The 24913-nt window shown below is 42.1% G+C and carries 19 protein-coding genes; 13 read left to right on the top strand and 6 right to left on the bottom strand.

Annotation, left to right across the window (positions count from 1 at the left end; translation table 11 throughout):
• Positions 1 to 93: 93 nt before the first annotated feature.
• The 11 genes from N3A72_03590 to N3A72_03540 all read left to right on the top strand — a co-directional run bounded on the left by N3A72_03590 (position 94) and on the right by N3A72_03540 (position 10622).
• On the top strand, positions 94 to 1440 hold the full coding sequence (locus N3A72_03590) for a TolC family protein (protein ID MCX7918693.1): 1347 nt from the start codon (positions 94 to 96) through the stop codon (positions 1438 to 1440).
• Positions 1441 to 1546: 106 nt separating this feature from the next.
• The gene (locus N3A72_03585; protein ID MCX7918692.1) at positions 1547 to 2089 is read left to right on the top strand and encodes a prepilin-type N-terminal cleavage/methylation domain-containing protein; all 543 of its coding nucleotides are present in this window, start codon (positions 1547 to 1549) and stop codon (positions 2087 to 2089) included.
• Entirely contained in the window at positions 2070 to 2522 is a 453-nt protein-coding gene (locus tag N3A72_03580; GenBank protein ID MCX7918691.1) for a hypothetical protein, read from the top strand. Before N3A72_03585 ends, N3A72_03580 begins: the two co-directional genes overlap by 20 nt.
• Complete coding sequence (locus tag N3A72_03575; protein ID MCX7918690.1) at positions 2500 to 3234, top strand: prepilin-type N-terminal cleavage/methylation domain-containing protein; 735 nt, start codon at positions 2500 to 2502, stop codon at positions 3232 to 3234. Before N3A72_03580 ends, N3A72_03575 begins: the two co-directional genes overlap by 23 nt.
• Positions 3231 to 5153 (top strand): helix-hairpin-helix domain-containing protein, encoded by a 1923-nt coding sequence (locus N3A72_03570; protein MCX7918689.1) that lies wholly within the window; start codon positions 3231 to 3233, stop codon positions 5151 to 5153. The genes N3A72_03575 and N3A72_03570 overlap by 4 nt, the downstream gene beginning before the upstream one ends.
• 9 nt (positions 5154 to 5162) lie before the next feature.
• Entirely contained in the window at positions 5163 to 6005 is an 843-nt protein-coding gene (locus N3A72_03565; protein ID MCX7918688.1) for a hypothetical protein, read from the top strand.
• A 1011-nt stretch (positions 6006 to 7016) separates the two neighbouring features.
• Entirely contained in the window at positions 7017 to 7616 is a 600-nt protein-coding gene (locus tag N3A72_03560) for a prepilin-type N-terminal cleavage/methylation domain-containing protein (GenBank protein ID MCX7918687.1), read from the top strand.
• A 54-nt stretch (positions 7617 to 7670) separates the two neighbouring features.
• The gene (locus N3A72_03555; GenBank protein MCX7918686.1) at positions 7671 to 8366 is read left to right on the top strand and encodes a type II secretion system GspH family protein; all 696 of its coding nucleotides are present in this window, start codon (positions 7671 to 7673) and stop codon (positions 8364 to 8366) included.
• Between the two features lie 6 nt (positions 8367 to 8372).
• Positions 8373 to 9089, top strand: a complete 717-nt coding sequence (locus tag N3A72_03550) for a prepilin-type N-terminal cleavage/methylation domain-containing protein (protein MCX7918685.1) — start codon at positions 8373 to 8375, stop codon at positions 9087 to 9089.
• 47 nt (positions 9090 to 9136) lie between these two features.
• A complete protein-coding gene (locus N3A72_03545) occupies positions 9137 to 9703 on the top strand; it encodes a type II secretion system protein GspG (GenBank protein MCX7918684.1) in 567 nt (188 codons plus the stop codon).
• A gap of 229 nt (positions 9704 to 9932) precedes the next feature.
• The gene (locus N3A72_03540) at positions 9933 to 10622 is read left to right on the top strand and encodes a type II secretion system protein GspG (GenBank protein ID MCX7918683.1); all 690 of its coding nucleotides are present in this window, start codon (positions 9933 to 9935) and stop codon (positions 10620 to 10622) included.
• 263 nt (positions 10623 to 10885) lie between these two features.
• Here the strand turns inward: N3A72_03540 and uvrA are convergent, their stop codons facing one another.
• From uvrA to N3A72_03510, 6 genes are all read right to left on the bottom strand, one after another.
• On the bottom strand, positions 10886 to 13837 hold the full coding sequence (gene uvrA, locus N3A72_03535) for an excinuclease ABC subunit UvrA (protein MCX7918682.1): 2952 nt from the start codon (positions 13835 to 13837) through the stop codon (positions 10886 to 10888).
• A gap of 225 nt (positions 13838 to 14062) precedes the next feature.
• Complete coding sequence (locus N3A72_03530; GenBank protein ID MCX7918681.1) at positions 14063 to 15298, bottom strand: type II secretion system F family protein; 1236 nt, start codon at positions 15296 to 15298, stop codon at positions 14063 to 14065.
• 85 nt (positions 15299 to 15383) lie between these two features.
• The gene (gene gspE / locus N3A72_03525; GenBank protein ID MCX7918680.1) at positions 15384 to 17291 is read right to left on the bottom strand and encodes a type II secretion system ATPase GspE; all 1908 of its coding nucleotides are present in this window, start codon (positions 17289 to 17291) and stop codon (positions 15384 to 15386) included.
• A gap of 98 nt (positions 17292 to 17389) precedes the next feature.
• The gene (locus tag N3A72_03520; protein MCX7918679.1) at positions 17390 to 18460 is read right to left on the bottom strand and encodes a type IV pilus twitching motility protein PilT; all 1071 of its coding nucleotides are present in this window, start codon (positions 18458 to 18460) and stop codon (positions 17390 to 17392) included.
• A gap of 162 nt (positions 18461 to 18622) precedes the next feature.
• Positions 18623 to 20323 carry a type II secretion system ATPase GspE gene (gene gspE / locus N3A72_03515; GenBank protein MCX7918678.1) on the bottom strand — a complete coding sequence of 567 codons (1701 nt, stop codon included), beginning with the start codon at positions 20321 to 20323 and terminating at the stop codon, positions 18623 to 18625.
• Between the two features lie 359 nt (positions 20324 to 20682).
• Positions 20683 to 22092 (bottom strand): family 10 glycosylhydrolase, encoded by a 1410-nt coding sequence (locus N3A72_03510; protein ID MCX7918677.1) that lies wholly within the window; start codon positions 22090 to 22092, stop codon positions 20683 to 20685.
• Between the two features lie 721 nt (positions 22093 to 22813).
• Between N3A72_03510 and N3A72_03505 the strand changes: the two genes are divergently transcribed.
• Both N3A72_03505 and N3A72_03500 read left to right on the top strand, forming a co-directional pair.
• Positions 22814 to 24604 carry a hypothetical protein gene (locus N3A72_03505; GenBank protein MCX7918676.1) on the top strand — a complete coding sequence of 597 codons (1791 nt, stop codon included), beginning with the start codon at positions 22814 to 22816 and terminating at the stop codon, positions 24602 to 24604.
• A 117-nt stretch (positions 24605 to 24721) separates the two neighbouring features.
• Positions 24722 to 24913, top strand: a 192-nt coding sequence (locus tag N3A72_03500) for a hypothetical protein (GenBank protein ID MCX7918675.1), incomplete at its 3' end; no start/stop codon positions are given.

The raw sequence follows: 24913 nt of genomic DNA, 5'->3' as shown, positions 1-24913 counted from the left end.
CTCGGAATAAATTACTGGATATGGTATAATAAACCATCTAAAAAATAAAAATCATATTCGACCGAGCGAACATTGCGTCGAGTAAAAATCCCTATGGTAAATAAAATCCTAAAAATACTATTCCAAACAAAGTATTGTTTATACTATTGTTCATTAATTCTTGCAGTTTATTTCCCATCGAATCTTAGCGCCGGAGAACCGTTTTCATTAGAAGCCTGTATAGAATATGCAATTTCGCATAATCCGGAATTATTGTCTACAAAAAAAGATATTGCAATTGCAAAATCGAGTTTACAGCTAGCGAAATCGGCACAATTACCAACCATAACCGGAAGTGTCAGCTATCAGGATTATGAAGATTTACCGATAATCGTCACTTCGTTTGGTGAATTCCCTATGGGTTGGAAGGAAACCTACGATATCCAACTGAGCATCTCGCAACCGCTGTTTACTTGGGGGAAAATCAGCAGGTCTATTCAACAGGCGAAATATCGGGTTCAACTTGCACAAGAAGCATATCGGTTGAAGGAATTAGAGATAATCTATCAGGTTAAGCAGGCATTTTATACTGTTTTATTAGCACGAGAGATGGTTCGCGTTAACGAACAGTCCGTTGCAGTAGCGGAAGCGCATTTACAACATGCACAGTCGCATGTTCGTGCTGGGACAGTATCGAATTATGAAGTACTCCGTGCTGAAGTTGAATTGGCTAATGTCAAACCAGAATTAATTAAATCGGAAAATAATTTAAAATTAGCGTATGCAAATTTAGCGACAATTTTAGGATGGAAAGAACCGAGTTCGCTTGAAATTACCGGCCGTTTTGAGATTCCGATTGGATTAGATACTACTCAAACGAATAGATATACTATCGCAACGAGCATAGCTTTTCTAAACCGACCGGACTGGAAAATCGTCTTATTAACTGAAAAGATAGATGAATTAGCCATACCGATAGCTGCTGCAGGAACGAAACCGACGGTTGCACTTGCTGGAATTCATGATCGGAAATCGTCGGATTGGGACTCGGATATCGGCGGTTGGAATTATTATTCATATATTATGCTTGGAGTAACGTGGTCACTCTATGACGGCTGGGCGACGAAATCGAATGTTGCTATTGCACAAGCCAATCGGGAGAAAACCCGATGGCAAAAGGAACAGTTAGCATTAACCATTCAACTTGAAGTAGAACAAGCAATATTAGATTTAGCCAGCGCAAAAGAAATCATTATCTCCCAACAAAAAACGATTGAACAGGCGAAAGAGAGCCTGCGATTAGCGCAAAGTCGATATCAAAATGGCGTTGGAACCCATTTAGAGGTTCTCGATGCAGAAGTTGCGTTAACTCGTGCAGAAACGAACTACGCGCAAGCGCTATTTAATTATGGTATCGCAGTCGCGAAACTCGAAAAAGTTACTGGGACTTCTCGTTACTAAAGGCAACATGATATAAAAACGATTACCCAGATTATCGTATTTGGTACCAAATCTTGAAAAGTTGACGGTTCTAAAGAAATGGTATAAACTACCTTTAAGGGAATGTATGAAGATTAAACAGAGAAAAGGTTTTACCGTGACCGAAGTTATGGTCACGTTAATTATTATCGGGATTGCTACAGCAGCGATTCTGTATAGCTATACGCGATTTATTGCGGGGTCAGCAGTAGATGCTGCTGCTCGCGATATTAAAGGGACACTGGATTTAGCCCGAAATTTTGCAATTGCCGTTAACTCAACACATCGCGTAACATTCCAGCTCCACGACCCAAATCCGGGAACAAGTGGGGTTGGAAACCGGCAGAGTTTCTGGATTGACCGTTATGCACTAGATACCGCAGGGAATCCGTTTTGGCAGAAACAAGTCACTGACCCGAGATGGGTACCAGACTCGGTGCTCATAACCGATGTTTCTGATAGCACTGCCACGTATGAGTATATCGAGTTTTATCCTGATGGGACTGCTCAAGCGAAAATAATTCATCTTATCGGCAGAAATGATAACCAAAGTATAGCTACGAACTTTTATAGTATAGAAGTATATCCAAGCACAGCGATAAGTAAAATCTATGCGCATCAGAAGAAATAACCAGAGAGATTACAGCGATAAAAATAGGATTACAGCAAAATCCGTCATCAACCAAAAGGATTGCATTGTAAAGGTCAACGGTAACGACAATCTGGAATTCGGGTATTCGTTGACGGAAGTGCTGATTGCGTTGACAGTGTTTACCGTCGGTTTGTTAAGTTTAGTGCTATTATTCCCGCATGGGATAACAGCGGCAAACCAGACTACCTGTTTAAGTATTGCAACATTATTAGCGCAACAGAAAATAGAAGATGTTAAACGAGACGATGCCGTCTGGCCTGTTGGAACCAATAAAGGACCGTTACCGTTCCCATTAGAACCCAAATTTAAATGGTCTATTACCGTTGTAGCTGGTGGTGGAGGCAGTCGTATCGTTACCGTTACCGTAACCTGGGATATTAATCGAAGTTATGAACTGCAAACCAGTATCTGAGATGACTTGCACATTCCGAATATCGAATTCAAAAGGATTGACATTAACAGAAGTGTTAATTGCGTTAGCGATAACCGCGATTATCGCCAGCGCAATCTATATTACATTCCGAACCATACTAGGCGGATATAATAAAGGAAAAGCGCAGGTGACGATGGCAGAAACTGCTCGGGCAGCACTTTCTCGGCTTACGGATGATTTACGCCATACATCAGTTAGTACTAGTCAGCTTTTTCTCGTTTCAAATGATAGCACTTCGGGGAAAAAAGGAGATGGTATTGATAATGATAACGATGGACGAACAGATGAAGAAATTCGAGATGGTATAGATAATGATGGTGACTATAATGCCGGAACCGATGATTTAGATGGAGACGGTGCTGACCTAGATGATTTCCATATTGATGAAGATTGTACCTATGATAAGGATACCATTGATTTCTATACCATTAGTGGAAGTCATCTTGTATATTATGTTGATACTTCGAGTCGTCTAATGCGCAAGAAGGATACTACGGAAGACCCGGTAGCTTTTTCGGTAAAAGAGTTTAATGTTCTCTGCTGGGATACCACAACAACGGTATGGCACCAGAGCTGGAATTCAGGTACGACCGCAACCAAACCGAAATCGGTATATATTGCGCTCACGATTGAAGATGAATCCGGTCAGATTATACCACATACATATACGACAATGGTAACATTGCCATGAACATAGAAATCCAAAATCCACACTGCAAAATCCAAAGGAAAACTGGCGAGAACGGTGCGTCGTTATTATTGGTATTAGCGATTCTAACCGTACTAGCGATAATCGGGAGTTCGTTTGTCTATTTTATGCGAACAGAATTGGTTGCAGCATCGAATTTCGCTGACCGATATAAAGCGGACTATATCGCAGAAACGGGAATAAACAATGCCCGGTTAGCGCTGATAAGTTCGTTGACCACAGAGCGGGGAGAATTAGCGCCGTATGGAACTGAACCGAGTAGTTCTAGTACCGCGCAATTTCTCACGCGCATGGTCTCTCCAGGAGCGAAAGTTCGTACCGTTGGATTAAGTCTAGAACAGGTTACTACTGTAACTAATCCCAAGGTTAACGTGGTTGATGAAGAAAGTAAGCTTAATTTGCTTGTTGCCTGTGATACCGAAAAGTATTCAAACCACGGGGGATTAGACCTGAAACGATTTTTAAACTATCGCCTTGACCGTGCCGGATTTATCAACGCTAGTTATCTAGCGGAAACGGTTGCACAGAAATTATATACCGCATATTACGCAAATCAGATAACTTCCCTGGATATCGTCAAAACGCTCGTTGGTGATTCAGTTTATAATGCGCTAGCGGATTATCTAACCATTTATTCTGCTACTCCCAATGTAGATAAATATAATCAGAAAAGAGCTGATATTAATTCAGCTACAGCGGCGCAACTATATAGTAAACTTACGATAGCATTAAATCCCGCCCGCGCGGCACAACTTGCAGTCAATATCGTTGATTTCCGCGATGCGGATAGTATCCCGACCTTATTAACTGTTCAGGGAACAACCTATCGTGGGATTGAACAGATGCCGTATATCAACGAGATTATGGCGTATTCATTAACTCCGGACGAATATGGAAACGATGGACAATATATCGAACTTTATAATCCGTATCATGAAGAAATAGTTCTCGATGGATGGAGAATAGAAGGAACTTTTGGGAGTATAGATTTGTTTGGCACAATCCCCTCGCGTGGATATTTTATTATCACTGACGAATATCAAGACGATGCGGAGTATGATGGCGGAACGCCAGATGGATATTGTTTTATAAATAATTACGGAAGTGTGCCGAATAGTCAACTGGTAGTGAATGAGCATTTAAGTTTATCAAAAACTGGGGATATCCTTCGGCTCTATGATGCTAACGGTAATTTAATTGACGAAGTGAGGTATTCGAACGCAGAGAAGAATATTTCTTGGGAAAAGAATGACCCGCGTATCCCTGATTTATTCCCCAAATCCGGTGGAACAGCGTTTGCACAAAATCAAGCTTATGCGCCGCCGTTTGGCGCCGCTGATGAATCCGCACTAGCGTATATTTCAAATCTACCTTTTGGTGGTATTGGCGATTTGGGGTATGTCGGGATTCCAGAACCGAGTATTCCGTGGGTGACTGTGAGTATTGATTCTGAATCGAATGGAATACGGTTTGCGGATATTATTGACTTTCTTTCCGTGAATTCTGAATCGCGATTGCTCGGTCAAGTAAATATTAACACCGCACCGGTAGAAGTTTTAATGGCGCTTCCGGGAATGACCGCAGCGTTAGCGGAAGAGATAGTTAGCCATCGAACTATTACGGGACGATTTAATTTGATAACTGATTTAACCGCGATTCCTGGATTCTGTGGTCGTGACAATTTCGATGATGACAATGATGGAATAGTCGATGATGAAAATGAAAAACAAATATGGTTTCGGCAGTTGGCAGATTGGATTACTGTCCGGTCGAATGTTTTCAGTATTCGTTCTTCAGGAACCGCAATGAAAGGTACGGTTCCAATATCAACCAGTTCTCTGCTAGTGGTGGTTGACCGGTCGGTTCAATCCGGCAAAATTTTATTTCGAAAACGGATTTAATTACATGATATGACTCCCGCGACGGTTAAAAATCGATTCCAGCACTGTTTTATCTTGTTAATCGTTGCAATCAGTTTTATGATATCCATCAGTGGATTAAGTTTCGTTGTAGCGCAGACTACCGAGTCTGAAACCGCTTACGATCTAAGCGAAACCGCACGACGCGACCGTCGCTACGGAATCGTGGAAGGTAAGGGCGGTGAAGGATTTCGTATACCCTCACAACGACCATTAGTAACCGCACCCGTTCCACCGGTTCCGGTTCCTCCACCTCCGACTAATCCAGCGCCGGTATCTACGCCGGCACCGGCGGTTCCGTCGTTACCGCCAACAACCGCCGTTCGCGGTTCCGGGAGTAATATCGGGTCGGTAACATTATTGTTTAATCCGTTATGTTTACGGGTTAAGGAAGGAACGGAGTTCGCTCAAGATATTATCATCAATAATCCCCGCGGAACAGGTTACGATTCTGCGGAATTTATGATAAAATATAATCCGGAATATTTATCTGTAGTTAGTTTTCCTTACGGAGCACAACCGAAAACAATAGAATCTCGAATCGTTCCACAAAAATATCCATCAGCGAAAATCGTAGCGAATGAAGTTGATGAGGGTAAAGGAATTATCCGATTTAAAATAGTTAACCCAACCGGAAATTTCTATCATTCAGGGTCAATAGCAACCATTCATTGGTTAGCAAAGAAAAAAACGTTTGGAACGAAGATATGCTATGAATTTGTGAGCGAAAAAGACCAGATTGGAACCGCGATAACCCAGCAAACACGAGATGTGTTAGGTGCGCCCGGAGATCCAACCGATGGCGTGGTATCTGCAATAATATCAATAGATTGATATCTGATATGTAAAAAATGATTGACAGAATTGTGCAAACGTAATATATTTAAGTATAGAAAAAAATATTAAATTTATGATTTTTCTATACTTCGGCGCATCAATTTGCGCTGATTTGTTTAAAGTTTACAGTCTATTAAGTAATTAAGAGAACGGTTATATATCACCGTATATTTTGTCTAATTATGAATAAAGTATCTAACACCGGTTTCACCTTAATGGAAATATTAGTTGTTGTATCCATTATAGCAATTATGGCAACGTTAGCGACAGTAAGTTGGCAGACAGTAACCACGCGTGGGAAAATCAGCNCTGCGTATGAAGAAATGCGGTTATTAGCTACCGCTGAGACGTGGGCGCATAATGATACAGGTGTATTCTGGAGGTTTAGCGACCTTGCTTCACCTGAATTGCCAGCAAAAGATGTCTATGCTGATTTTCTCGGCGGCGGAGTTCCGTTAGCTGACCCTCGCTTAGGTATAACAATTAGTTCTACAGCCTGGCACGGTCCATATCTTTCGCCGCAGGTTGCGGAGAAGAAATTGTTTGAGGGTGATATAGTCGTTGATGCTTGGGGCAATGAACATCCGATTACAGCATGGCAGATTCTACCGGTTTTTAAAAAAGGTGACCCGTGTGATAGTTGGGGGAACCCATATCGCCTTGTTTTACTTAAAAGCGACTCTACTTCGTCCTATACAGTCAATTCAACAGGACTGTTTATTATCAATCCTACTGATATTCCGACAACAGCAATGATAATTAGTAACGGACCAAACGGTTGGCCAGAATATGTTATTGAAGAAGCTGGACAAACGTATCGATTTAAACAATTAACGTTATCAGATATTACTACGGTAGGAAGCCCATATTATCGGCAGAGTCCGGCGAAACGACGTGTAGACGATTTAATTTATTTATTTTAACTCGACTTTTCTATTATAGAAACAATAAAGGTAAAATCTATGGTTTAATCACTGTAATCGCTTAAAAAGAGGGAGAAAATCGTTTATGGGGTTCATGACCAAATTTAATAATAATCACAATCGGTATGGGTTCACTGCCGCTGAGATTGTGACCGTCGTAGCGATAGTTGCGATTTTAGCGCTGATAGCAATTCCTATTTATTGGAAAAAAACCGAAGAAACAAAAATTACCGCTGCTCGCGATGAAATGCAGCAGATTGGAAAAGCAGAATCGCTAGCGTATGCGGAAACTGGCTATTTCGTTTTTCCGAGTAATTTAATGCAGGTTCCCCAATCGCCATACGCAACGGTAACTGTTTGGAGTTATGATACTTGGTTAGCTGCTGGACAATGGTCAAATTATTCTACCGGCTATTTTGTTAACGGTGACCCGATGCAACCGGTGCTAGCGAACGTTGGCGATGCATGGAAAGGACCATATTTGCAATATCAGAAGTTTGATACGACTCTGAATTTGCCGCTTGACCCATGGGGGAAACCCTATCGTGTTTATGGTTCGCAAGACACTGCATATAATATACCCGCCGGAGTGATTTGGAGTAGCGGACCGAATTATGTTTTTGAAAGTGATTCCACGGCACCGTGGGGACCGCCGGTCGGCGATGATATTATGTTGAAATTTTAAAATCCGAATAAATTGAATACGTGAGTTACGTGAATAAAAACGGAGGCTTCTTGTATGATGATATATCCAAAATATCAGCAGAAAGGATTTACGATTTTAGAAGTTTTAATAGCCGTTATTATAGTAGGCGTTCTGGTAGCGGTAGCTGTATCGCGATATACCCAGCGGTCAGATGAAGCAAAATATGCCACCGCTCGGTCAGAAATGATGCAACTGGTTAAAGCAGAACAAGCGGTTGAACTGGATACCGGTTATTATGTGAGTTTACGTGTATTAAATGATGTTCATAGCACGATACCGTCAAATAATACGATGGGATGGATTGAATATGCAATAGAATATGAATATGGTTATGCAATCGAAACGTCAGGAGCGTATTCGTTAACGAAAACGAATGCGAATTTAGCTGGTGAATGGCAAGGTCCTTATATCCAGTTTAAACAGAAAGGACCGAAATCGAATCTGCTAGGGGTATATACCAATGATAATACTCCTGAAGAAACCATGCCACTGTCGGAAACAAAATATGGTATTCCCCTTGACCCTTGGGGGAGTCCATATCGTTTATTTGGTCCTGATAATGTCGCTCGGGATAATCGATACCCATTCAATTATGGAGTAAAAGAGGTAGACCCGCCGTTAACCGGTGCTTTAGATCGGTTCGCTATTTTGAGTTATGGAAAAAATACAACGTTAGATTTTAATCCGTTAACCGGATATCTTGGTGATGATATTATCGTCTATTTCTAAAAATATATGATTACACAGATTAAAAAAATCCGATTCCACAGATTTGTTAACAATATAACATTATATGGTAAGTATGGGTTTACGTTTATTGAAGTACTAGCGACAGTCGTCGTGGTTGGAATCATTACCGTTATTGCGTTTTCGGTATATCAGGGAAAACGAGATGAAGCGAAAAAAACCGCGGCGTATGCCGAAATGCGGCAAATAGCTGAAGCGGAAAAAATGGTTGAAATGTACTATGGTTATTTTGTTCCATTGAGTGTATTAAATGATGTGCCGGGATATCAATCGGATTATCCGGCGGTTAACGATCCGGATTGTATTGGGAACCGGCCATTTAACGATGGTGGTGGGTATTATGTCATTGCATCTGATACAACTGCATTAAGTGGACAGGAGCCCGAGTATGCTAGTCCAGTAAGACGAATTCGAGATATGTTAAAAGGAGATGCACAGAAATGGAAGGGTCCGTTTGTGAATTATCAGCGACAGGTTCCACTCTACGATTTATCCACAGGAGGAATGCCGATAGATCCTTGGGGTGGAACATATCGGCTTGTGGCATATAGTGTGACAAAACAAAATCATCGTGAATTTGATTATCGCGGGGTTCAGATTATCCTTAGTTATAGTGTTGCCACCATAGAACAATTTGCTATCGTTTGTACGGGCAAAGATGGTTGGATTAATACCGGAGATGACCTGGTATATGAGTTTAAATAGTACGAAGCTTCAGTATTTTGTGTATAGAAAGGAGGGGAATAATTTATATGCAAAAAGGTATAACCTTAGCCGAATTGGTTATCGTCTTACTAATTATTGGGATATTAGCAGCAGTTATTCTGCCGGTTATCACCGCTAAAACTACCGAAGCACGGTATACCCAAGCGATAGCCGACCTCGATGCGATAAAAACCGCTATCGCCTCATATCAAAGCGATGTCGGAATGTATCCGCCATCAGATCCATCGTTTGACGGCTGTGCTTTAATGCGGAAGGCATTAGTTGTTGGTTTAGCGCCCGGGAATCCGTTGTGGAAAGGACCGTATTTGGATATGAAGCTGGAGCGAACGGATTCGAACGGGAATATTTTAGACCCGTGGAATAATCCGTATATTTATGTTGCATATTCCGACTATACCGTAGCGCCGGGAACAGAAGCGACTTATGGACCTGATACCGGCGGATATTTCAATCCAAACACCTATCAAATATTCTCGATGGGTATGAACGGGAGCACGGATACAACGTTAAGTGCGGATAGTGCTTATGGCAGACGCGGCACCGATGCCGACGATATCAATAATTGGTATGGCGACGAACGCAAACGGCATTAGTCTTTATCAATAGCACAACGTCCTGGCAAAAAAATCTATACCAGCTGAATTGATGAATGGGTGAATGGGTATAATTTTTTCCCATTCTCCCATTCATTGTATTGCCAAGGTGATATTGGTTATAAGTCGTGCTGTATTTGTTATATTCGGTGAAAGGTAGAACAGATAAAAAGAGTGGTCTTTTATGCAGAGATTACAATCAAGGGTTGTTCTATTAAAACCAATAAAAATGTTAGCTAACACAAGGAAACGTAGTTCTCCAAAAAGGAATTTCGAGATAAAAAAACACGTTCAATTATCAGGATTTACTGTCGTGGAAATGCTAGTAGTGCTGCTCGTAATTAGCATACTAGCCTTAGCAATAGTGATGGTAGTAAATGGGAAAATCACGGATGCGAAATATTCGCAAGCGATAGCTGATTTAGATGCACTCCGTTCAGCCATAACCTTATATCAGATTGATTTAGGAAACTTTCCGCCATCAACCTGTTCTGCAGATTCGATATATCGATATGGTAATGCGGTTTTATTAAAAGCGTTGACCGTAAGTATGAGCGGAAATGCGGCAACCGCTTCACCGTTATGGCGTGGACCATACTTGGATATTAAAAAAATGCGACTCTCCGCAGATGAAAAACTTATTCTCGATCCTTGGGAGAACCCGTATAGTTATATTGTTTATACTGATTATTCAACCGCACAAGATTGGATGTCAAGCACCTCTAGTAATACTTATTTCGGAACGTTCAATTCGAACGGTATCGATACCTATGAAAATCCATTAACCTACCAGTTATTTTCGATGGGAAAAAATGGTTTTACAAAAGAAACTACTGCAGGCCCGGTGGCGAACACCAGTTGCGGCGGAAAAGATAGCGATGATATTAATAACTGGTACGGCGATGAACGAAACCATTAGTTAACCGCTAAATTTCAACTAGAATCACTGGTTGCTTCTTATTGCCAGTTCCCGTTTATTCGTTAATTCTAAAACAACTCCTATTTTGCATTCGGACTGAGTTATGGACAACAGTCCGATTCTATTGAAAAAGCTTATTTTTATTTCCCTTATCGAAAGTTAGTGGCGAGTCAGTGCAAGGAAGTGAGTAACCCTGAATACTGCGCGCGCAAAGTTGTATATACAAAACGAAGAACTTCTATAGCAAAATTTGGATTCAACGCTTATTTCTGATTAAGTATTTGTTTTAGGAATCTGCCGGTATAAGATTGCGGTACTGCTGCTACTTCTTCAGGTGTGCCGATAGCTACAACCTGTCCGCCAGCATCACCTCCCTCTGGACCGAGGTCAATCAGATAATCAGCTGTCTTGATAACATCAAGATTATGTTCGATTACCATAACCGTATTACCTGCATTAACCAGACGATTCAAGACATCGAGTAATTTTTGCACATCAGCAAAATGGAGTCCTGTTGTCGGTTCATCGAGGATATATACCGTTTTCCCTGTTGACCGTTTGGTTAATTCGGCAGCAAGTTTAACCCGTTGCGCTTCACCACCGGAAAGCGTCGTAGCACTTTGCCCGAGCTGAATATACCCAAGCCCAACGTCAAATAAGGTTTGCAACTGCCGTTTAATTCCCGGAATATTCGCAAAAAAATCTAGCGCATCTTCAACGGTCATCTCTAACACTTCAGCAATATTTTTCCCTTTATACCGAATAGATAACGTTTCTTGATTAAATCGCTTCCCGCGGCATACTTCACATTGAACATATACATCCGGTAAGAAATGCATCTCGATTTGGAGCATTCCATCACCAGAACAATTATCGCACCGCCCCCCTTTGACGTTAAAACTAAATCGTCCAGGTTTATATCCGCGAACGCGCGATTCCGGTACTTGGGCAAAAAGAGCTCGGATATCCGACCAAACTCCAACGTAAGTTGCAGGATTCGACCGTGGAGTTCGTCCAATCGGCGATTGGTCAACATTGATTACTTTATCAATATGTTCCAATCCGAGTATACGGTCAAACGAACCGGGTTTTTCCCGTGCTTGATAAAAATGTTGCGCTAATGCTCGATAGAGAATATCGTTTAGCAAGGTACTTTTTCCAGAACCAGATACCCCCGTGATACAGATAAATACTCCAAGCGGAAATTTAACATTAATCTTTTTCAGATTATTCGCGCGAGCGCCGATAATTTCTAAATACTTATCTGACCCGCGACGTCGTGTTTTGGGAATAGGAACACTTAATTTACGCGAAAGATATTTGCCGGTAACCGAATTCCGCGTCTGCATAATTTTCTCTGGGGGACCCGATGCAACGATATATCCGCCATGTTTTCCAGCACCCGGTCCTAAATCTACAACCCAATCCGCGGTTCGAATTGTTTCTTCATCATGTTCAACTACGATAACTGTATTTCCAAGGTCACGAAGTGAACATAGGGTCGAAAGTAGTCGCCGATTGTCTCGCTGATGCAGTCCAATACTTGGTTCGTCAAGAATGTAGAGTACCCCGACTAATTGTGAGCCGATCTGTGTTGCCAATCGAATTCGCTGCGCTTCACCGCCAGCAAGCGATGCTGCAGAGCGATTGAGCGTAAGATAGTCTAACCCGACATCTACGAGAAATCCGAGCCGGCTCTTAATTTCTTTCAAAATTCGCGCCGCTATCTGTTGTTCTTTTTCCGGTAAGGAAAGCTGCGTAAAAAAAGATAACGCGGATTTAACTGAAAGAGAACAGAGGTCCATAATTGAATAGTTACTGATTTTAACCGCAAGGATTTCCGGTTTCAATCGTTGTCCTTTACAGACAGGACATGGCTGTTCTGCCATAAATCGGAATATCTCGTGTCGGATATATTCCGATTCCGTTTCTTGAAATCGGCGTTCTAGATGCGGGATAACTCCTTCAAACTCGTTCTCCCAGAATCGTTTCCCCGGATGACGCACATAGTTATCGCCATCTTTCCCATAGAGAATAATTTTCTTTTCCCGGTCAGATAATGTTCGAAACGGTGCATTGAGATTAATATTATATTCTTGTGCGATATCTTCGAGGATACGATAGTAATATCCACCGAGTCCCGTGTTTCCGGAAGAATAATATGCGGCAATATGACTCCACGGAACAATTGCTCCTTCACGGATAGATTTATTCTGGTCAGGAACAATGAGTTCGGGGTCAAGATTCGTGCTGGTTCCGAGTCCGTGACATGCAGGACAAGCGCCATGTGGGCTGTTGAAAGAAAACATGCGCGGCTCAAGTTCCGGGAAGCTTATTCCACAATCGAGACACGCTAAATGTTCAGAATATATCAATAGAGGATGAGAGAAAACTGTTTCATCTTTTTGTTCATTCGCCTTTTCATTCTTGATGATTTGAATATAGACGATTCCGTTCCCGAGTTTCAGTGCAGTCTCGATTGAATCAGCAACTCGCTTTCGATAGTTCATTCCTACGTCAGAAGATCTACCCTCTAACATTTTGCCTTGAGATGGTTGGCGTTCGGTTTGTTGCTCCGCAGGAGAAACGAGTCGATCAACTACCACTTCAATATCATGTTTTTTAAATTTATCAAGGTCAATAGATTCATGAACATCTCGAATCTGCCCATCAACGCGAACCCGAACAAAACCCTGCCGACGAACATCGTCGAATAGTTTTTTATATTCTCCTTTGCGTCCACGAATTAATGGCGCAAGAATAATAAATTTTGTTTCTGCGGGGAATGAAAGGATATTTTCAATAATCTGTTCAGCAGATTGTCGGGATATCGGTTTTCCGCAGGAGGGACAATGGGGTTTTCCGATTCGCGCATATAATAACCGGAGATAATCGTATATCTCGGTTACAGTTCCAACGGTTGACCGCGGATTCTTACTAACCGATTTCTGCTCAATACTAATTGCCGGAGATAATCCTTCAATAAACTCAACTTCAGGTTTATCCATCTGTTCAAGAAATTGTCGAGCATATGCCGAAAGAGATTCTACATATCGGCGTTGTCCTTCCGCATAGATGGTATCGAAAGCCAACGATGATTTTCCGGAACCTGAAATGCCGGTAATAACAATCAGTTTGTTTCGCGGCAGAACCAGGTCAATATTTTTCAGATTATGTTCCCGCGCTCCTTTTATGATAATTTTATCTTTCATCATACTTATATATAGAATTAATGTTTTCCGACTATTTATCAGCAAAAAAATAACCACAAAAGCACGAATGTTACATTACATCAAGATAATAAATCCTTGTTTTGTTCGTGAATTTGTGGTTCAGATAGCGCTAGCTTGCGACGAAAACAACATACAATGCATAACCTACGGTCAGGATTAAGTCAGATAAGCTCGATGCTATCAGGATGAATGAGAAACTCGGATTATTTATTTAATCGCATTGACGATATTAAACAATGGGAGATAGAGAGCAACGACGATAAACCCGATGATAATTCCAAGTCCGACAATGAGTAACGGTTCAATCAGTGAGGTAAGTCCTTTAACGGTATCATCCACTTCGCGTTCGTATGATTCAGCAACTTTATTCAGCATAGTGTCCAGTGCTCCGGTCTCTTCACCAACCGCAATCATATGCACTACTAACGGCGGAAATACCGGAAACTTCGATAGCGGTTCGTGGATAGTTTCACCTTCACGAATTGAATCGTGTACCTGTTGCATTGCCCGTGCGATCACTTCGTTTCCTGAAGTTTCGCGGACGATTTCGAGCGCTTGCAGAATTGGAACCCCGCTGGTGATAAGCGTTGCTAGGGTTGCGGCAAACCGAGCGATAGCAATCTTATTGATTAACTGACCAAACACTGGTAGTTTCAATTTCGCAGAATCAATATAAAATTTCCCGGTTGAAGTTTTATTTGTATACCGATATGCGATGATTAAGCCGATAATACATGAGAAAAATATGGCTGCACGAACCGGTTCAGTCAACGTTTTGCTAGCTTCAATTAAAAGCATCGTCGGTAACGGGAGTTCTGCGCCAAGCTCTGCATAAATCGCGACGAATCGGGGTATAATCCCAACTAGGATGAAAGTAATAATGATCGTGGCTACAACCATAACCATAACCGGATACATCATTGCAGACCGAATTTTACTTTTGAGTGCCTGCGCATTTTCCAAAAATGTTGCAATTCGTTCCAGAACTACTTCCAACACACCACCGATTTCACCTGCTTTCACCATATTAACATACAGTTTCGAGAACACCTTTGGGAACTGCGCTAAACCTTCCGATAAATTTCCGCCCGCCTCAATTCCTTTGGCTAGTTGAACAATGATTTTTTTCAGATTTGCGGATTCAACCTGTTCTTCCAGAATGTTCAGACTACGCAATAACGGGAGACCAGCTTCGATTAACGTAGCTAATTGCCGAGTAAACGTAGAAATATGTTTCGATTTAATCCGACCAAAAATAATTTTTAATACCGGCAGTGTACCAAGGTCTAACTGAGTAACTTTCGTTTTAATTCGGGTTACTTTCGTCGGAAAATAACCCATACCGCGCAATCGTTCAATGATTATGTCTTCCGATTCCGCTTCGATTGAACCTTTAACCGTTTTTCCGGCTTTATCCAGCGCTTCGTAATTAAATTTTGCCATACGTAAAATCCTGATTACACCGATTTGTAAATCAATTACACCTCTTAAATAAATCTGTGTAATCTATTTGTAATCTGTGTAATCATTATTTAGTCTTCCTTGCTTCTTCTCCCGCAGCAGTTATTTCATGCTGCGGTTGGACTTTTTGTCCCGCTTCCCTGTCCGATTCAGATATCGTAGATATTGTCGATACTCGCGGTGCTGTTTCCGGAGGAATGTAGTCACCGACTGCTTCCGGTATTCCTATTTCGACCCCATAGGTTACGCGGAGCACTTCATCCATCGTGGTTATTCCCGCGAGTACTTTCTGCCAACCATCTTCCCGCATAGTTTGCATACCATTTTTTCTCGCTGCACGGGCAATATGCATCGTTGATGCTCGTTCTAGAATCAAGTCGCGAATTTCATCGTTTACCTCTAACAATTCAAAGATTCCAATTCGACCTTTATATCCGGTATAATTACAATCTTCACAGCCACGACCGTGATAGAAAGGAATCCCAGCAACATCAGCCGGATCGATCCCCATTTCTTTAAATAGAGAAGCTTCCGGAGTATATTCGCTGCGGCAAGCAGGACAAATGGTTCGAATCAATCGCTGGGCGACAACCGCTTCCAGCGTTGAAGAAATCAAGAATGGTTCAATATCCATATCAATCAATCGGGTAATCGTTGAAGCGGCATCGTTCGTATGTAAGGTTGAAAGCACCAAATGACCGGTTAACGATGCTTGAATAGCAATTTGTGCTGTTTCCAAATCACGGATTTCACCGACCATGATGACATCTGGGTCTTGCCGAAGAATTGACCGCAAACATCGCGCGAAGGTTAATCCGATATTTTCATTAATATTTACCTGAACAACTCCTTCAAGTTCATATTCAACCGGGTCTTCCGTTGTAATAACTTTCAATTCAGGAGTATAAATTTCATTTAATGCTGAGTATAACGTCGTGGTTTTTCCACATCCAGTTGGACCGGTGACTAACAAAATCCCATTTGGTTTATCGATAATCACTTTTAGTTTTTCGTGTACTTCCGGGAGCAACCCAATTTGTTCCAACCCCATCATCATCATTGATTTATCTAGAATACGCATCACGATACTTTCGCCCCAGACAGTTGGAATCGTCGATACACGAAGGTCTATTTGCCGACCAGCAAGGTTGAGCTTGATTCTACCATCTTGCGGCATGCGCCGTTCTGCGATATCCATTCCCGCCATAACTTTGAGTCGGGAACAGACCCCGAGCTGAAGATGTTTCGGTGGGGGTGGTAGCTCGTGGAGCACGCCATCAACCCGATACCTGACTCGAAACGAGTCCGAAAATGGTTCTACATGCAAATCGCTCGCACGGTCCTTAATCGCTTGTAAAAGCAATAGGTTAACCAATCGGATAACCGGTTCTTCATGGGCTATTGCTTCCAAATCAGTTAAATCTATCTGCGTCGTATCCGGTCGAATATCGCGCATCTCTTCTGTCTGCTGTTGCATTAATTCGACTACTTTCTCAATCGTTTCTTCGCCGATGCCATAATACATATTAATCGCATCGTTTATATCTTCTTCAGTAGCAATTGCTCCTTGTACCGGTTTATCCAGCAACAGTCGCAAATCATCTAAAATTTTCACGTTTAATGGGTCTGAAAGCGCTACTAGCACCGTTCCATTTTCCTGTTTCAGCGGGAAGATTTTATAGGTTTTCGCAACCGTTAATGGGATTTCCTTCAATAATTCCATATCAATCGGATAATTACCAATCTCGACGAACGGCATACCGGTCTGTTCGGATAACAACTTCAACATTTCTTCTTCAGTTGGAGCGAAAGCTTCAGTTGCGTATGCACTTGTTGCTGTAGTTAACGATTGCGCTTGTTCTTCAGCTGGAGTTAATACGATTGGTTTGAAAACATTATCCGCTTCTTCTTCCGGTTTAACCACCGGGTTATTTTTCGGGAGATTAGTTGGTGGCGTATTTGGTGATGTTGCCATAACGTACTGTAAATGCGAATATCGAAATCCGAAATAAATACGAACTAAATCAACTCATTTTGTTTCGATATTCGATATTCGGATATCGAATTTGCCTCTTATAATAGTTTCGTTCGTAAATCTTCTGGGTCCTGTGCGCGTTCCAACGCTACTTCTGCAGTAATTTCACCTTTCTGATATAACTCCAATAGGAACTGGTCCATACTTTTCATACCTAACTTTTGTCCAGTTTGAATTGAAGATAAAATTCGGTTTGTTTTCCGTTCTCGAATCAAGTTGGCTATTGCTGGCGTACAAATCATAATCTCGTATGCCGCAATACGACCTCGACCGCTTGCTCGGGGTAATAGCTGTTGACTAATCGCCGCAACTAGCGATACCGATAACTGCATCCGAATTTGTTCCTGTTGATTCATGGGGAACGCATCGATAATTCGTTCAACCGTTTGCGCCGCAGAAATCGTATGCAATGTTGCAAAAACTAAATGGCCAGTTTCCGCAGCGGTAATCGCTGCTTCCATGGTTTCCAAATCCCGCATTTCACCGACCAGAATAACATCCGGGTCTTGTCGTAACGCATGTTTTAACGCTGCTGCGAACGACGGTGTATCTACGCCCAATTCCCGATGGGTTACGATACCTTTTTTATGCGGATGATAATATTCAATCGGGTCTTCAATGGTGATAATATGCGCATCGCGATTTTCATTAATCCAATCAATCATCGTCGCTAACGTCGTGGTTTTTCCGGACCCAGTCGGACCCACGACCAGAATTAGCCCACGGGGTCTGCAGAGTAATTCTTTAATAAACGCTGCTGGTAACCCGAGTTGTTCAAAAGTGAGAATTTTATAAGGAATCAACCGTAACGCAATACCAATTTCACCGCGGGTTCGGAACGCGGATACACGGAATCGTGCAATATCTAAAAATGCATAGCCGAAATCCGCACAACCTGATTCGATTATTGCTTGCTGATGTCGCGGTGGCGTGATTTCTTCCATAAGTCGTTCCGTATCCGCTGGGGTTAATACTTGGTTTCCAATCAGTTCGAGTCGTCCATCGAGTCGCATCGTTGGCGGTTTTCCAACGGCGATATGTAAATCAGATGCATTGTTCTCAACAATGAGCTGTAATAATTCATGCATCGTAACTTTTTGTCCAGCCATATTTCCAACTCCAGTAGAAATTCGAATATCGAAATCGCAAATCCGCAAAAAAGAAATATTCTCCGGTTTGTTACTCCATGATAATCTTAGCGCACTCCGCGATTTCCGCGGTGACATCCTGATTGTATTTCGATATTCGATATGAAAATTTCAGATTTGCTTTTATGCGATATCAGTTGCGGTAATCCGCATAACTTCTTGCGGGGTTGTTTGTCCGAGGAGAACTTTTTTCATACCATCTTCTCGCAGGGTTCGCATCCCGTATTTTTGTGCAACCTTTTTTATCGTATTTGATGCTGTTCGCTCCAACACGAGTTGTCGAATCTCCTCGTTTAATACCATTATTTCATGAATCGCCGTCCGTCCTTTATATCCGGAATAGTTACATTTTTCACAGCCACGACCACGATATAATACTAAATCATCGCGCTGCTCCGGTGGCGGATTTACCAGTTTTATGGTTTCCGCATCCGGTTTATACGGTTCTTTACACGAGTTACAAATTTTCCGAATTAACCGTTGGGCAACCACCGCTTGTAAACTTGACGCAACCAAGAATGGTTTAATTCCCATATCAATTAATCGGGTAGTTGCGCTTGGTGCATCGTTGGTATGTAAGGTGCTAAATACTAAATGTCCGGTTAACGCAGCGCGAATCGCAATTTCTGCGGTTTCCGTATCCCGACATTCTCCAACCAGAATAACATCGGGTGATTGCCGCAACATATGTCGCAGTCCGACTGCAAACGTTAACCCGATATCAGTATTAACCTGCATCTGGTTAATTCCGTTAATTTGATATTCAACCGGGTCTTCTACCGTAATTAACTTTTTATCCACTGTATTAATTGACGATAATGCTGCGTAAAGGGTCGTGGTTTTTCCGGAACCTGTTGGTCCGGTTAGCAGTAAGATTCCATTCGGTTTACGAATCTGTTGTTGGAATATTTCGATATTATCGGGTAAAAAACCGACATCTTCTAGCCCAAGTAGAACTGTGCTCTGGTCTAAGAGACGCATGACGATACTCGGACCGTATAACGCCGGCAGCGCAGAAACACGCACATCTAAATTTTTCCCTTCGATATGCAGTTTAATCCGTCCATCTTGCGGGATTCGTTTTTCCGCTAAATCCATTCCGGAAAGAATCTTAATTCGGGAGATAATCGCGTTCTGCCATTGTTTCGGTGGCGGCGTCATTTCGTGCAAAACGCCATCGATTCGGAACCGAACCTTAACTCCACGCGCAAACGGTTCGATATGGATATCCGATGCGCGATCATGTACCGCTTGTTTGAATAATAAGTTAACCAGTTTAACTACCGGCGCTTCTTCCGCTAGTTTCTCTTCTGGTAATTCATAATCCGTCGTCATTTCGACCGATTTCCGCTCTTCTTCCGTAACTTTTTCTATCATCTGTTCGATGATATTCCCTTCATAATATTTCTTTATTGCCCGTTGAATCTGCTCTTCTTTCGCTAGTACGCCTTTTATATTACAGCCGAGCATAATTTTTAAATCATCGAATATCTGGACATTCAACGGGTCAGCCATCGCTACGGTAAGCGTATTATCCGCATATTCTATGGGGAAAATATGGTAAAACTTTGCGGTTTTTTCCGGCACGCGTTGAACCACATCCGGTGGAACCTGGATAAAATCCAAGTCTACAATTTTCATGCCCATTTTTTCCGCTATCGCAGAAAGGATTTGTTCCTCAGTAACCTCACCGGATTCGATTAACGTCTGCCGTAACGATTGCCCAAGTTCTTCAGAATGAGCTACCGCATCGGAAATCTTATCGGAAGAAACCAGCTGCGCTTCTTCCAATATTTTCACAAAGCTATCTTGTTTGGTTGCCATATTAAAATAAGATTTTGTCTTTGTTGCGGATATTCTTACAAAGTAAAAGTTTATCCCAATATTAGACGATTGTCAAGTGAGAAAAGTTTATTCAAGATCACTTTATCCCGCAGGGTATAATCTACTGCTATAATTTATATAAAACCCGAAGTCGCATTAGAAAGATAGTGGTGACAACTCGGTTTCCGATGAATGAATAGCCCCGAACGTAATTCAGAGAAAAATAACACCAAAAACCGTCAGGTTTAAATCCAAATTTTTGAGCGGTCAAGGTTGAACATCAAAACACAAGGTGTCTCCTCTGTTGCGAGGTTCGGGATATACGCCAACGATGGTACTTCTTGCTTTTATTCGAGGTATCAGTTATTATCATGCGGAGCTTGTGCCGGGTGCGAAAAACATTCCGCTAATATATGCCACCAATCGTATTCCTCAATATATACCAAGTCGAAGATACCAACGCCATTTGTTTTTTGCTGACACATCTGGACCGCCCGTTTGAACAGCTCTGGATTCCCTTTATAATCCAGAACATAGATGGTGCCGTAAACGTAATTCGCATCATTAACCGCTGTTGCAACCATTTCGCAGGCTCCCTCAACACAATTCCATTGTTCCCACGCTTGACTCATACTTGGTTCGGTGCGGCCTATAGGTCGTCCTTGTTTCGCGAGTAATTCCGATTTTGTTATTTCCTTATAATAACAGCCGGGACAGAAATAATCGAGTAGTTCTGCGTATCCGGTTTTGCGATACCGTGGCGATATCCAATCTTTTGTCCAATCTGCGTTCGGCTGATATGTCTGGCTCGCCCAGTTTACACCGACCTCATAATAACTCGGATACCACGAACCAGCATAGGTTCCCAGCGCAATTGACGGTTTAGTGCGGTTAACCAATCTGCGCACTTTCTTAAAAAACTCATAAATATTTTTCGCGCGCCAATAAATCCAATCCCGATAATATTTTCCTGGGGTACGAGTGGAATCAGAATTCAGGACATAGATATCTTCTGGCCAACGAGTTAGTTTTCTCCCGAGATATTGCTCAAATCGCTTGCGTGAAAAATCAGAAAAATCAGCGTTAATACCATTATATCGCACACGGTCAAGTATCAATCCATCAATATCATACTTCAGCAGGATTTCTTGAATTATATCCAGTTCATATTGTTGCACTTCAGGAAGTATCGGATTGACCATCGCCGCATAACCGGCTGGACTAGCTGTTATCGGAACCAACCCTTGCGACGTATAGATGGTGCTCTGCCATTCAGGATGAGATGCATATACCGGTCCAATCTTAAACAATTTATGTCCTTCACAAAAGACATTCAAACCCGCATGGACTTTCAATCCACGCCGATGTCCTTCTTCAATCACAGTTTGCAATAAATCATAATCTGCAGGATACGGTTTCCCTTTCCATTCAGTTAATCGTGGTGCAATTTCGCTACGGTAAAGAACACACCCGCTCAATGGTTTAACATCAACCACAATCGTATTAATTTTAACGGTTGTACATTTATCGAGAATCCGAATTACTCCTTCCCGGGTTTTTAAGGTTTCCAAGTTTGCTGTTGCATCGAACCATAGTATTCGCCCTTCTTTACCCTGCTGTTTAGCTATGTCGAATTTCGTAACGGTTTTTCGACCCTGGGAGTTTTCAAGAATAGAATTCATTACTAGCGGACGAATCCCCAGCGCCATGCCCGCAAGCAGAAGATAATGTACTATTATACAAATCGGGAATAAATAGTGTTTATTCATCAGACTTGCCATACGTTGGTTTTTTAGCAGAAACACCTGTATATCTACCAAATAAAATTTTATCACGATTTGGGCTGGTGCCGCTAGAAAATGAGCATACTTAAAGCATTACTCAAACTTCAGTTTGATTGTTTCGCTGAAAGCAAACTAGATTTTTGCATGGTTTGCTCGATAACCATCACTGTTCTAATTTCTAATGAAATAAATAGGGATATTGTTATGAGTACTTGAGCAAACTCCAGCGTTCGGGGTTTGCTTTGGTGCTTTAATATACTCTGCCAAAACAAAATAATAACATAACCTATAGAATAAAAACGGAAGCAGTAAATTACAAGAATGACAACCGCTGATTGTTGACCTATATTAAACTCTATTTGAAAGACGCAAAAAAGTGGTTATTTACTTGACAAAATCACCAAGAATACCTATTATTAGTTTATAAATTTAGACTTGATTTTAATCTGGGTTTGTCGAAAAAGACCGGTTGAAATAATATCGCTGTTCGCTAACTAACCAAAATGTTGCATGAGAACCACGGCATAGAATCCAGTCCGATTCTAGTCATGCAGCGTATTCGTATTCTCCTATCGCAAGATGGGGACAAGTCGGTGCAAGGTAGGTGAGTGGCTTCGCACTTAAACTCGGGATAAGCTAGTGAGCACTACCGCATGTTGGTATTGAGTTCTAATCTAATTATGTTAAGAAGGGAGGGGAAATATATATGTATAAAATAATCGGGGTTGTTTTAATTGGACTATGCTGGTTATGCAGTTCGGTTATCGCGATCGAGTTCATCTTTTCTCCAGAAGAAGGATTCACACTTAGCGCACATCGGTTCCAGAAATATGATGTTATTTCTACGGACGGCGCAGGAAATTATACTGCACTAGTTGCATCGTTATCCGCTGTCTTACCGAAAAATGTTAGCATTGATGCTTTGCAATATTATGGGCCGAATAATTTGATTTTTTCGATTGGCGAAGATGCAGTCATTCAGGGAAATCTCTTGTATAAACGCGATTTACTCCAATGGAACGGTTCTACGGTCCTGTTAATTTGGGATGGAGACATTCTTCCTGCCCAGGTTAATCTCGATGCGGTTGATGTGATTTCGTTAAGTCCGTTAGAGTTTTCGTTTTCGCTTGCGGAATCCGCAACGCTCCCCGGAGTTGGTTTAGTGCATAAGAGCGATATGGTTCACTATCTTGCTGGCAGCGGGTTTACCGGGAAAGATTTCGATGCGCTCGCGCGCGGTATTCCAGCGCAAGCGAATCTGGATGCAGTTATGCGGATTTCTAGCACGCAATGGGCATTATCATTTGATGCGGAAAGTTTGCTGCCCGCAGGAAGCGGTACTCGGTTTAGCAAATCGGATTTAGTTGCTTATAACCCGACGAGTTATGTTTTTAATACCACGCCGCTGTTTAGTGCACGAGCGAATAATCTTCCAGCACAGGTTAATATCAATGCGATATCGAATGCAATATACATTCCGCCATATTTAAATCATCACGGTTCGTTTACCACGGCTAGCGATACCACCCAATGGCTATTCGAACCGTATGGCGATGCGGTGCCGCCGGGTCCGGGTGCAGGTAGTCTCACCTGGGAGAACAATTATTCCGGACAGACTGGTGTTCTGCGGTTATCCCAGACCCCGGGTCAGAAAGGAAAGTTAACCCAAGTATTCAGTGTACCGAGTTCCGGCTGGTATACCGCTTCAGCGTTAGTGGCAACGGATGTCGCTGACCCGACCAAACAGCAGAAAGTATATCTCTATCTGCAGGAGTTAATGAGTGATACCACGATTATTGCTACTAGCAATACGATAATTCAGCCGGGGAAAGGTGGGTTTGCTGGTACTGGAATATGGCGGCAGATAAAAACCTCGTTTTATGCGACGGCGACGTTATTGAGTGTCCAGCTGGTTGGAATCAATCCGCCAGCAACCGGATTAACGAGTAATTTATATCTAGATGAAGTATGGGTCGTTGCTGGTGCACCGCAACCGACCGGAACGGTTACCTTAACCAACGCAGGGTTTACTTCCGACATTAGTGGATGGTTAGTAGAACCGTATGGTGATGCGAATCCTACTCCGGGCGCTGGTTCGTGGAGCTGGTTAAGCAATCTGGATGGACGAACCGGAATACTATCCGGATATCAATCCGCTGGACAGAAAGGAAAATTGACCCAAGCAGTTGATTTCCCGCATGGAACGAACGATGTCATCGGGTCGCTCTGGGTATATAGTGGCGCTGGAACAATTAACGATACCCAGAAAGTGTATCTCTACATCTATAGTCTCAATACGACCAGTGGGAGTGTTATTATCGAAAGCGGGAACGCGATTCTGCAACCAGGTAAATGGGCACAAGGAGTATGGCGTGAACTGAAATTCGGGTATAAACCGTTAACCGGATATCATTCGGTACAGATTGTTGGTATCAATCGCCCAGGGAAACCGACCCTATTTATCTATGTTGATTCGGTTGATGTTAAACAAGACTAAACGAAGGACGAATAAAATATTGAAGCTAGACAAACAAGATTTTGGATTAATTTTTATTTGTCCTTCAATTCTAAATTCTATGGTGCTTGATACTTCTTAAAAGGAGGGTAGTACCGTATGAAACCGAAACTAACACTTATCACTTTATTGGTGCTGTTCACTAATAGTTCATACGCTGCTGGGCTCATTGATATTTCCTACTCGCCATATACGATATCGAAGCCGGGGTCGTATATCGTAGTTGCGGATTTATATACCCCGCAGAATTTGAACTGTATTACCGTTGCGACCAGCGATGTTACTATCGAC

This window comes from bacterium (assembly GCA_026416715.1).
Taxonomy (GTDB): Bacteria; UBP4; UBA4092; order JAOAEQ01; family JAOAEQ01; genus JAOAEQ01.
Note: the sequence above shows the minus strand (reverse complement) of the source record. Positions and strands in the feature narration are given on the sequence as shown.